The following is a 10,151-nucleotide window of genomic DNA, read 5'->3' as shown; positions in this document are numbered from 1 at the left end:
GCAGCTGTCTCCAATAGAGTATGAGAAACGCTATTTCCTGAGCTTGGAGAGTGTCTAGGAAACCAGGGGCGATTCAGCAATAGCTTTCACCAGCTCAGCATTTCCACTGACCTTCTGGCCAAACAGGCGGGTGGCGTCCGACATGTAAGCAAAGATCCATGGCACATTGCGAAGCGTCGCGCCGGTATAGAGGTAGCCACGCTCTCCCTTGTAACGCTGCAGCATGCCTCTCAACGCGTTCTCGGAAAGGACCAGTTGGGTCTCTTTCTCCAGGATGTAAACCACGCGATCGAACTGTTCGATCAATAGCTTGAGAATCTTCCGCGGGACGCCGTCAAACCTGGTTTTTCGTTCTGTTTTCTTATGCTGGCGAGGCTTGAAGTACGGGCAATCGTTACGGGCCTCACTATCAAATGGAGCGATGCCGCGAATGCTCTTAGTAGCATGTTTCCCGAATGGGTTCTTCACGTTAGGCGGTAGCTCATACAGCCCAACCAGCTGGACAGGGTTGTCGCATGCCGGGCATACAGCAAACTGAGCTAGCTTGCCCGCACTTCCAGGCTGGTACCACGGATCTCTGCGGAAGGTCTCGGCCTCGAAACCTTCCTTGTCGATGATCTTGCTTTCTGTGTCTTCGATGCGGAGCTTATAGACATCCATCTTTGCTGAAACCGTATCAATAGAGGGTTTCTGGATGGTAACGAGCGAGGATAGGCAGCAGTAGGCCTAACTGACCCTTTTGGTGGTCACCCACTGGTTTGAGGCCAGCCCAAAGCATGCCTGATCGACCTGGGCGGGCCCTAGAAACAACTAACCCCCTGATGCGCAGTACAGGTCTGGGACCTGCCCGAGGCGTGGGGGCTATTCTTGGAGCGACAGTGACACCGGCTCCGGAGAAAATCAATTGGTTTGTAGAGCAGCCGGTCAGCTAAGGTCAAACCCAGATCCTAAAGGGGAGGCCGATAGCAGCTCAGTCAGCATCATCGGCACCTTCTTCATCTTCATCGGTATCCCCAACACTGAGCCAGTCGTGAAGGTTGTACCGCACGAAGTCTTCCGCATCGAGCATGGTAAAGTCTTGTAGCACCGTGACGTCTGCTCCACCGAAGTACAGCCCATCGTTGAGATTTCTGGCCACCCCGAGCACTTCATTCAGCTGGTCGTGCAGCTCATTTGCGCGCCTGGCGTGCTCTCGTTTGGTCAAAAACCGGAACACCACCTCGTAGGGCTCAGGGGTGGTATTACCCGCTTTGCTTCAAGCCGCAGGAGTTGCAGGTCCGTTGCAGCTTGATGGTTTTACTTAAGGAGCCAAGCCAGCTCTCCAATCCGCAGATGCTGTGCACATTTTTTTGCACATATCTCACGCCACGATACCCCAGTAGATTCAGGCTTTTCGCAGCCTTTGCATAGGTGAGTCGCGATGGATTTCTACACATCTCAATGAGGAAACCTAAGCTCCGTTTTCCACGTATTCCTCCGCTACAGAACGCTTTTCTGCGGTGTGTCCCCTGACATTCGCTTTTCAGGGCGAGCTATGGGGGCCACTCAAGACGGCTATCTTTTGCCTGGCACCAATGAAAAGGCCCTCAATATTGAGGGCCTTAAATTCAATGCGGATCCGTCACGCGGGCATTTTTTGCAGCTGTCGAACTCGATCATGGACCACAAATTTAATGATTCCTTTGACATCGTTGGTGCAGTTTTCAAAGGCAAGGCGCGATACCACCTGGCGACCCTCCTTCAGAATCAGCGCCCCGATCAACTCGTCGACGAAGGACTGAGTGACATCGTTCCCAGCGAAATCTATGACAACGCTCTCACCACTGCTGAGCGAGCGTTCGATTTCGGTACGGTAGGGGATCGCTGAAGCTCGCATTCCGTACGTTCGGATAGAACTATCCCTACTTAATCGAATTTGAGTTTGCATGTCGTAACCCCTTGTATTGCATAATCCTTTTTTGCAGCCCGAGAGTTTCAGTTGACGCTGAATCTCCCATTTACCGCTCCTTGCATGATCGACTCTAGCCCTCGAGCTATCAAAAAGCCAGAGCTAGCGGAAATTCAGATCTAGGTCGAGATCGTCGTCAACCTGTCCTGCATCGTCCTTCGGCAGCAAGTCACTGATCGAAATGGTGGGCAGCAGCTCACGGGTACAGCTAAACGCGATCGATACACCATTCCACAGCGCATCATGCAGCTCCTGAGACTGCCGACGCTTTGTGTCATGTATGCCATTGCCGCTCACGATGATCAAACCACCGCCCGCCGCGTCTGCAATTTTTGCGGTAGTTGTTAACCCGATACCTTGGTTCTCGCTACCCAGGATCTGGGCCATCGCACCCCGGTTGCAGCTCACTCGCGGTTTGAGTGCCGCCTCGATCGCGTGCAAATGCGTGCGGTCATGAAGCTCAGGGTGATTCCTCAGTGTCGCGAGAAACCCACACCCATTATCGACGATGGCCATGCGTACAAGGTTCAATTTTGGATAAAACTGACAGGTCAGCCAAACGGCGGCGTCACCACGTCCCTCTCTGCGGGCGTGAGTAAGCGAGTTTTCCAATAGCTCCTTGAGCGAATACTCCAGAGGGCCCCGGTAGGAGTCAAACTCATTCCGTCCCGTGTGCTCGTCGACTGGGGCATCCGGGTCCGATTGAGTCAACCTTCCCGTAATAGCTCTAGCGAGGCGAGAGGCTGCAGCCTCTGCTTGATGGTGTTCGCTGATTTTGGTGATTTCCACCAACGAGGTGCTTCGGTCGTTTCGACGTCCTACCCCCGATAGATCTACACCCTCTACATCAATGTCCTTGAAAAAATCCATCCTGGCCAGGTAGGAGGTCAGGTCTCTGCTCAAAAACTGCATCGAAACTCGCTTCTGGACCAACTGGTTTTCAAACAACGCTCGCAGCGTGGCCATCCCTAACGGATCGATATACGAGAGGTTGCTAGCGTCTAAAACGATGTCACCAGGGCAGTTAATGATTTCTGCGCACACAGAAAACAGGTCATGGGGCGATCTTGAGCCAAGCCCCCAAGGAAGAACGATCGCGTTTTCAATATCGATGGCCTGCATGCAATTCCCTGGCAACGGAGCTAACCCTTTCGGATAGATATAGGGCTCGATAGTAGCCCATTGCCTGCCGGGTAAGCACTCACCTATTTTTTGACGAGTAGTGCCGGCATAGAATTGGCGCGCGGCAGTAGCGGCCTGTGGATGGTGGATCGCGCTCGCCTTGGGCTCAACACGCACGAAGAAAACACGGCCAACGCCCTGCCACGGGTCAGCCATTCAAGCAAAGATGGCCAGATCAAAGCCTTGTGCGAGAGCACTGGAGCAGGTTTGTGAGTCCGCCGAGCAGTTTCATCTCCGACGTCTGCTGTGGGCAAAGGCAAAGCTGGAAGGGGAACAGCGAAGAGTGACCCGATCAGCGCTGTACCGCACCGCATGTATCAGGTCTGGGGCTTGAGCTGTTAGATCGCATAAGGCTACCTTGGCCGGCAACTGGAGAACGAACTGCTCCTCGTCTTCCAATGCGTTGGCGTGGAAGTAACTGAGGAAGTACTCGCTTTGACGGAACTGGTCAGAAGCGATCTCCTCCAGGCGTTACAGCCCACTGGGCAGGCCTTCCTGACAGGCCTGGTAGAAGGGGTCGAGCAAGTATAGGCCGTCCAGGCAGGAAAGCATGGACGGCGTTCCCCACCGGGAGCCGGCGTCGTACTCCTCCAGCGGCTTGGGCACTCCCTCGCCGGGGTACAAGGCAGCCAGCGCATTGTCGAAGGGCAACCACTGGTGCAGCAGCAGGATCAGCAACCTCCAGAAATGATCTATGCCATGACGCTACACCACAACAATAATCGACACGCTTACAGGAGCATTGATTGGCGTCACAGCTGTTCAAGGAGATGTTGTCTAGGCTGGACAATACGGCAGCGGCCGATATTTCCCACCCAGCTTGGGAGTTGATCATGATGGAGCCCATCGCCGTGGTACAGATCTGGCAATACCTTTTTGGCGGACTAAAGGCGGTATTGCACTGATCATGCTGGCCATATTTGGCCTGTTTTATGTGGCTCGTGCACTATGGCCACCTGTCACAGGCACTACAGTTATTTAATTTTGTTGCTCTGTCCGCTGACGCAACTCTTCGGGCACAACCATGGCGGGTATTCTCACCAGAAGGGTGAAAACTCGTCCAAACCGGACAACAAAGGGAACTACTTCATGCACACCGAATCGTGCCAGCATGACCATGACCATGACCACTCGCACCCGTATGAGCAACCGGATGGTAGTCAGCGCGATTTGGTATGCGGTATGACGGTGCCACCGGATAGTCGCTACTTCGAGCTATACGAGGGAAGGACATACCGCTTCTGCAGTGAAAAGTGCCTGACGAAATTCCGCGCAGCGCCTGTGCATTATCTTAGCCCTCCCCAGGACCAAGAACACGCGGGCCATCTCCACTCGGCTGCCCCGCAGCCAAGCAACGCGGCGGACGCCGAATACACTTGCCCGATGCATCCCCAAATCCGCCAGCGTGGGCCGGGCAGTTGCCCAATCTGTGGCATGGCCCTAGAGCCGGTAATACCGGAGCTTGAGGAAGACGAGAACCCGGAACTCAAGGACTTCTCCCGCCGCTTCTGGTGGACCTTGCCCCTGACGGTCATCGTGACCGTGTTGGCCATGACTGCCCACCAACTCCAATTGCTGCATGGTGCCACACAGAATTGGGTGGAGTTGATTCTGGCCACTCCCGTGACACTATGGGCTGGCTGGCCGTTTTTCGTGCGTGGGGTCGCATCGATTCGTAATCGCAGCCCGAATATGTGGACCCTGATAGGTTTGGGAACGGCTGCGGCGTACCTATACAGCGTTGCGGCCACAGTGTTCCCGCAGGTTTTCCCGACGACTTTCATGCAGGATGGCCGCATCGGTGTCTACTTCGAAGCGGCTGCAGTCATCATCTCATTAACGTTGCTCGGCCAAATGCTCGAGCTCAAGGCGCGCTCACAAACCTCCGCCGCCATCAAGTCGCTCCTGGGTCTTGCCCCCAAGACGGCCCGTCGCATCGGGGCCGATGGTCAGGAGGAAGATATTCCGCTCACCCACGTGCATACGGGCGACCACCTGCGCGTTCGCCCTGGCGAGAAGGTGCCGGTCGACGGGGTGGTCCTGGAAGGCGAAAGTGCTATCGATGAATCCATGCTGACAGGCGAGCCCGTGCCAGTGATGAAGAAAGCTGGGGATGCACTCATCGGTGCCACGCTGAATACCCACGGCAGCCTTGTGATGGCGGCGCAGAAGGTCGGCGCCGAGACAGTGCTCTCGCAAATCGTGCAGATGGTCGCGCGGGCTCAGCGCTCGAAAGCCCCGATGCAGCGGATGGCGGACACCGTGGCCGGCTATTTCGTCATGGGGGTGATTCTGGTCGCGCTGGTCACGCTCTTCGGCTGGGGGCTTTTCGGACCGGAGCCTGGCTGGGTCTTCGGCCTGATCAATGCGGTCGCGGTCCTGATCATTGCCTGCCCCTGCGCGCTCGGCCTAGCCACTCCCATGTCGATCATGGTCGCTACCGGGAAGGCTGCCAGCAGTGGCGTGCTCTTCCGAGACGCCAGTGCTATCGAGAACCTCTGCAAGATCGACACGCTGATCGTCGACAAGACCGGGACCCTCACCGAGGGCCGGCCAGTGTTTCATAGCGTGGTCGGTACCGGGCAGTTCATGCCACCCGAAGTCTTGCGCCTTGCCGCCAGCCTGGACCAAGGCAGCGAGCATCCGCTGGCACATGCGATTGTCGATCATGCGCGAGCGCATGGACACAGCTTGTCCAAGCCAGAGGCGTTTGAGTCGGGCTCTGGGATCGGTGTACGTGGCCAGGTGAACGGCAAACGGCTGCAGCTTGGCAACACGACCTTGATGGAAGAGGCTGGCCTCGACACCAGTCCGTTGCGAGACCGCGCCGAGCAGCTGCGTCTGGAAGGCATGAGTATCATGTACTTGGCCGTCGATGGCGTGCTCGCTGGCCTGCTAGCGGTGTCCGATCCGGTCAAACCCACCTCCAAGGAGGCGGTAACCCGGCTACAGGCAGAAGATGTGAAGGTCATCATGGCCACCGGCGACGGCCTGACTACGGCACGTGCGGTCGCGAAACAACTCGGCATCGAGGAAGTCCACGGAGAAGTGAAACCCGAGGACAAGGAGCAACTGGTGGCGCTCCTGCAGGGCGATAAGCGCCGGGTTGCCATGGCAGGAGATGGGATCAACGATGCCCCTGCGCTGGCCCGGGCTGATGTCGGGATCGCCATGGGAACTGGCACCGATGTTGCCATGAACAGCTCCCAGTTGACGCTGGTCAAGGGCGACCTGATGGGCATCCTGCGGGCCAGAACACTATCCGTGGCCACGGTGAAGAACATGCGTCAAAACTTGGGCTTCGCATTCTTCTACAACGCTATGGGCATACCGCTGGCGGCAGGTTTGTTCTACCCGCTTACCGGCCATCTATTGTCACCGATGATTGCGGCATTGGCCATGAGCGTAAGTTCGGCTTCCGTGGTATTCAACGCACTGCGGCTGAAGCGCGTAGTCACAGACTGAAATGGGCACACCGCAACCTATGAGAGGAAGTTCCGCCATCAGCGTTTCAACGCCTGATCCATATGACTGACTGTCTAGGGCTTTGGCCTTAGCGGGTATGTCCGCGAGTTCGGCGCCAATCTGGTCCTGATGGAGGACATCGGGCAACTGCGACGTCCGCCATCTTCTGCCAAGATCGTAAGGGACAATTGTGATGCAGCAGGGGCCGCCGCCAGAGGAGTTGGACAAGATTTCAGGGCGAAGATAAATCCTTTGACCGGGCCTTGACCTTGTCATCGTGTCAAGGTTGAAGCTGTAAATGCGGCGAGAAAAGCCGTACCAGCATGAGAGGCCCGCTATGTTCGTTTTGGAAGTTTCCGGTATGGGATGTGGCAGTTGTGTCAACAAGATCACCAAGGCCATCCAGGCTGCCGATGGCGACGCGAAGGTGATCGTTGATCGTGCTGCCGGTACAGTGAGTGTCCAAAGCAACATCGAGGCGGAACGCGTCGGTGCACTGGTCCAGGCGCTTGGTTACCCAACCAAAGTCAGTCGCTAAGTCTCGTTACCGCTCAGATGGCAAGCCGCCGTGCCATGTTTCATGGCGCGGTTTCTTCATATACAGCCTGATGTCGACTGACTCCGGGTCGGGATAGCCAGCAATACTCCCCAAGAAATGGACGGCCTTCGATCACCCAGTGCCGAGTCAAGCTGTGGACGTTGACGCTGATCAAGAAAATGCTTCGCGATTGGTGTTTATCTTGAGTAAATGTATAGGCCAGCCTGGCTCACATACCCCGGCCCCTCGTTGGAGCTCATTCACAATGATGACTGCCAAGCGGTTTAGTTCTATGGCCTTGGGGATATCCCTGCTCATCCCTCTGGGGCTGGTCATGGCAAACCCTACGGGTAACGTCTACACGGCCAATGAACGGTCCGCTTCCATTAGCCAGGTAAATCTTGCGACAGGTGATGTGAGCACGGTCGCCTTGCCGATCGCACCCCACAACCTACAGGTTTCGCCCGACGGCAGCTTGCTTCTGGTTGTTGGAGTGGCTGGACATGCGGGGCATTCGAGCGGTGAAAAGCCCGGTGGGCAGTTGCTGGTGTTCAGTACCAGCGCGCTGGACAGGCCACCGTTCAGCTTCCCGGCAGGCGATCACCCGGCTCATGTGGTCACCGACGTCACCGGGCTGCGAGCTTTTGTGACCGATTCCGCTGCCAACCAGGTGCGAGTATTTGACCTTGAGCAGCGAATCGAGTTGCCCGGTATTCCAACTGGGCGTTATCCCCATGGGCTGCGCTTGAGCCCTGATGGCCGGACACTCTATATCGCGAACATGAAGAGCGACAGCGTATCGCTTATCGATGTCGTCACTCTCAAAGAAACCGCGCAGATTCCCGTGGGCAAAGGCCCTGTCCAGGTCGGCTTTGCCCCTGACGGTCGCCTGGCATTCGTCTCGCTCAGTGCGACAAATCAGCTTGGCATCATCGACACGGCCAGACGCAAGGTGATCAGCAAGGTTGATGTCGGCCGCACGCCAATCCAGATGATGGCCACCGTTGACGGTCGCCAGGTCTATGTCGCGAATCAGGGCAGTGGCCAGAATCCGGACGACCGAGTCTCCATCGTAGATCTCCAGACGCGTAGCAGCCTGGGCACCGTGACCACCGGCAAGGGTGCCCATGGTGTGGCCATCAGCAGCGACGGCGCTTATGTGTTTGTCAGCAATATTGAAGCGGGCACCGTATCTGTCATCGATACGAGCAGCCGAAAGGTCGTTGCTACCCATAAGGTTGGCGCCGGGCCAAACGGGATCAGCTTCGAGCCGCCGAGTGCCCAATAATAGCCCGTCGGTGTACAACCCGAGCACGACGCGAAAAATGAGCATTCACGCCGGCGCAGTAATTTGCTTGTCGTGCCAGGTGAGGCCTAGCGCCCAGACCAAGGCATCCGGCTTTAAAACAGTGCTAAGGAGATGATGATGAACAACGTTCGAAATTTACTGATCGGACTTTGTTTGGCCGCAGCGTCCGTGGGCGCCATGGCGCAAAACACCGATGAACACTCGACACATCACCCGGCCGATGCGCCAAGCGCGGCGGCTACCGAGAAGACGCCTTCTCAGCCAATGGACAAAGGGCAAATGGCGGCGATGGACCAGCAAATGAAGGCCATGCAAGCCATGCACGAAAAGATGGCTGCAGCCAAAACGCCGGAAGCCCGTCAGGCGTTGATGGCCGAGCATATGGCGCTGATGAAAAATGGCATGGCCATGATGAAGTCCATGGAGGGTGGCATGCCTGAAATGGGGGGCATGCATGGCGGCATGGGCGGGGATATGGCCGCCCGCCACCAGATGATGGAAAAGCGCATGGACATGATGGAGTCGATGATGCAGATGATGATGGACCGCATGCCATCTGCTGCATCGAAGTAACCCATCTCCTTTCCCAGGAGTCGCTATGAACCCTCACTTCGATGAAAACGGCTCACCACACAGTTTCTGGCGTTCACGCTATGCAATCGGCCTGGTGGTAATCGGTGGGATCGCCGTCTACTTCCTGCTCACCGAGCACCTTGCCCATGTCGTTGGAGCCCTGCCTTATCTGTTGTTGCTCGCCTGTCCGCTGATGCATGTCTTCATGCATCGAGGACATGGGGGACACCATCACCAGGGCCAGAGCAAACCGGCCCCCTCCGATAAGGCTGATATCCATAAGCCGGGAGATCCATCATGAATCATGGTGAAAGCGCGTATGGCCTCTGGTCGCTGGTTTTCATCAACTCCGCGATCTTCATCATGTTTGCCTTCAGTTTCTTCAAGCCGGCAACGGCGAGAGACTGGAGGAGCTTCGGTGCATTCTCGGCCTTCATCGTTGCCCTGTTTGTGGAAATGTATGGCTTCCCCCTGACGATCTATCTGTTGTCAGGCTGGTTGCAGGCCAGGTTCCCCAACCTCGATCTGCTTTCCCACGAATCCGGCCATCTGTGGTCGACGTTGCTCGGTGACCAGGGCAACCCACACTTCAGTGTTTTGCACATTGCCAGTTACCTATTCCTGGGTTTCGGCTTCTATTTGCTTTCTGCCGCCTGGAACGTGCTATATCACGCGCAACGCCGCCGTTCACTTGCAACGGTCGGGCCCTATGGCTGGATCAGACATCCGCAGTACGTGGCATTTGTGCTGATTCTTCTGGGCTTTCTCCTTCAGTGGCCGACGCTGCTGACGCTGGCAATGTTCCCGGTGTTGCTGGTGATGTACGGGCGTTTGGCGGTTTCCGAAGAGCGGGAAATGCACAAGCAGTTTGGCGCTGCCTACGAAGCTTATACCCGCGTTACGCCTAGGTTCGTTCCGCACCTGCGCGAAAGGTTGGGTGGGGGTCATAGAGGCTGAAGCGTAGGACGAAGGAGCTACATGCCAGGAGGGTTTCAGCGGCAGTGTTTCTAGCGGGAATAGGGTATCCAAAGTCTGTTTGCTCGGATAACACTCTGAGTTGTCGCGGGTTTTCTTGTCGACAAGCTCGGTGGAATCCTTGTTGGCGTTCGGATAACTCAGGCAGTTGGATGACTTTG

The 10,151-nt window shown here is 56.4% G+C and carries 10 protein-coding genes and 2 pseudogenes; 7 read left to right on the top strand and 5 right to left on the bottom strand.

Annotation, left to right across the window (positions count from 1 at the left end; translation table 11 throughout):
* Nucleotides 1-78: 78 nt before the first annotated feature.
* From KY379_RS22600 to KY379_RS22580, 5 genes and pseudogenes are all read right to left on the bottom strand, one after another.
* Nucleotides 79-660: pseudogene (locus tag KY379_RS22600) on the bottom strand (hypothetical protein); the annotation flags it as partial.
* A 310-nt stretch (nucleotides 661-970) separates the two neighbouring features.
* The gene (locus tag KY379_RS22595) at nucleotides 971-1,204 is read right to left on the bottom strand and encodes a hypothetical protein (RefSeq protein WP_156867445.1); all 234 of its coding nucleotides are present in this window, start codon (nucleotides 1,202-1,204) and stop codon (nucleotides 971-973) included.
* A 417-nt stretch (nucleotides 1,205-1,621) separates the two neighbouring features.
* Nucleotides 1,622-1,876 carry an STAS-like domain-containing protein gene (locus tag KY379_RS27495; RefSeq protein WP_128337688.1) on the bottom strand — a complete coding sequence of 85 codons (255 nt, stop codon included), beginning with the start codon at nucleotides 1,874-1,876 and terminating at the stop codon, nucleotides 1,622-1,624.
* Nucleotides 1,877-2,050: 174 nt separating this feature from the next.
* Complete coding sequence (locus KY379_RS22585) at nucleotides 2,051-3,070, bottom strand: ATP-binding protein (RefSeq protein WP_015268415.1); 1,020 nt, start codon at nucleotides 3,068-3,070, stop codon at nucleotides 2,051-2,053.
* Nucleotides 3,071-3,493: 423 nt separating this feature from the next.
* Nucleotides 3,494-3,829 (bottom strand): annotated as a pseudogene (locus tag KY379_RS22580) (helix-turn-helix transcriptional regulator); the annotation flags it as partial.
* Nucleotides 3,830-3,876: 47 nt separating this feature from the next.
* Here KY379_RS22580 and KY379_RS22575 point away from each other — a divergent pair.
* From KY379_RS22575 to KY379_RS22540, 7 genes are all read left to right on the top strand, one after another.
* The gene (locus KY379_RS22575; RefSeq protein ID WP_011953098.1) at nucleotides 3,877-4,035 is read left to right on the top strand and encodes a hypothetical protein; all 159 of its coding nucleotides are present in this window, start codon (nucleotides 3,877-3,879) and stop codon (nucleotides 4,033-4,035) included.
* A gap of 43 nt (nucleotides 4,036-4,078) precedes the next feature.
* Entirely contained in the window at nucleotides 4,079-6,595 is a 2,517-nt protein-coding gene (locus KY379_RS22565) for a heavy metal translocating P-type ATPase (RefSeq protein ID WP_012269848.1), read from the top strand.
* Between the two features lie 337 nt (nucleotides 6,596-6,932).
* Nucleotides 6,933-7,133 (top strand): heavy-metal-associated domain-containing protein, encoded by a 201-nt coding sequence (locus KY379_RS22560; RefSeq protein ID WP_004575963.1) that lies wholly within the window; start codon nucleotides 6,933-6,935, stop codon nucleotides 7,131-7,133.
* A 265-nt stretch (nucleotides 7,134-7,398) separates the two neighbouring features.
* The gene (locus KY379_RS22555) at nucleotides 7,399-8,421 is read left to right on the top strand and encodes a cytochrome D1 domain-containing protein (RefSeq protein WP_011953096.1); all 1,023 of its coding nucleotides are present in this window, start codon (nucleotides 7,399-7,401) and stop codon (nucleotides 8,419-8,421) included.
* Between the two features lie 138 nt (nucleotides 8,422-8,559).
* Nucleotides 8,560-9,015 (top strand): hypothetical protein, encoded by a 456-nt coding sequence (locus KY379_RS22550; protein WP_011953095.1) that lies wholly within the window; start codon nucleotides 8,560-8,562, stop codon nucleotides 9,013-9,015.
* A gap of 25 nt (nucleotides 9,016-9,040) precedes the next feature.
* Nucleotides 9,041-9,316 (top strand): DUF2933 domain-containing protein, encoded by a 276-nt coding sequence (locus KY379_RS22545; RefSeq protein ID WP_011953094.1) that lies wholly within the window; start codon nucleotides 9,041-9,043, stop codon nucleotides 9,314-9,316.
* Nucleotides 9,313-9,972 (top strand): methyltransferase family protein, encoded by a 660-nt coding sequence (locus tag KY379_RS22540; RefSeq protein WP_011953093.1) that lies wholly within the window; start codon nucleotides 9,313-9,315, stop codon nucleotides 9,970-9,972. The genes KY379_RS22545 and KY379_RS22540 overlap by 4 nt, the downstream gene beginning before the upstream one ends.
* The last annotated feature ends 179 nt before the right edge of the window (nucleotides 9,973-10,151 follow it).

Origin of the sequence: Pseudomonas sp. HD6422 (assembly GCF_025377065.1) — a bacterium.
Taxonomy (GTDB): Bacteria; Pseudomonadota; Gammaproteobacteria; order Pseudomonadales; family Pseudomonadaceae; genus Aquipseudomonas; species Aquipseudomonas putida_U.
The sequence above is the reverse complement of the archived record's forward strand: the minus strand, read 5'-3'. Positions and strand labels throughout refer to the sequence as shown.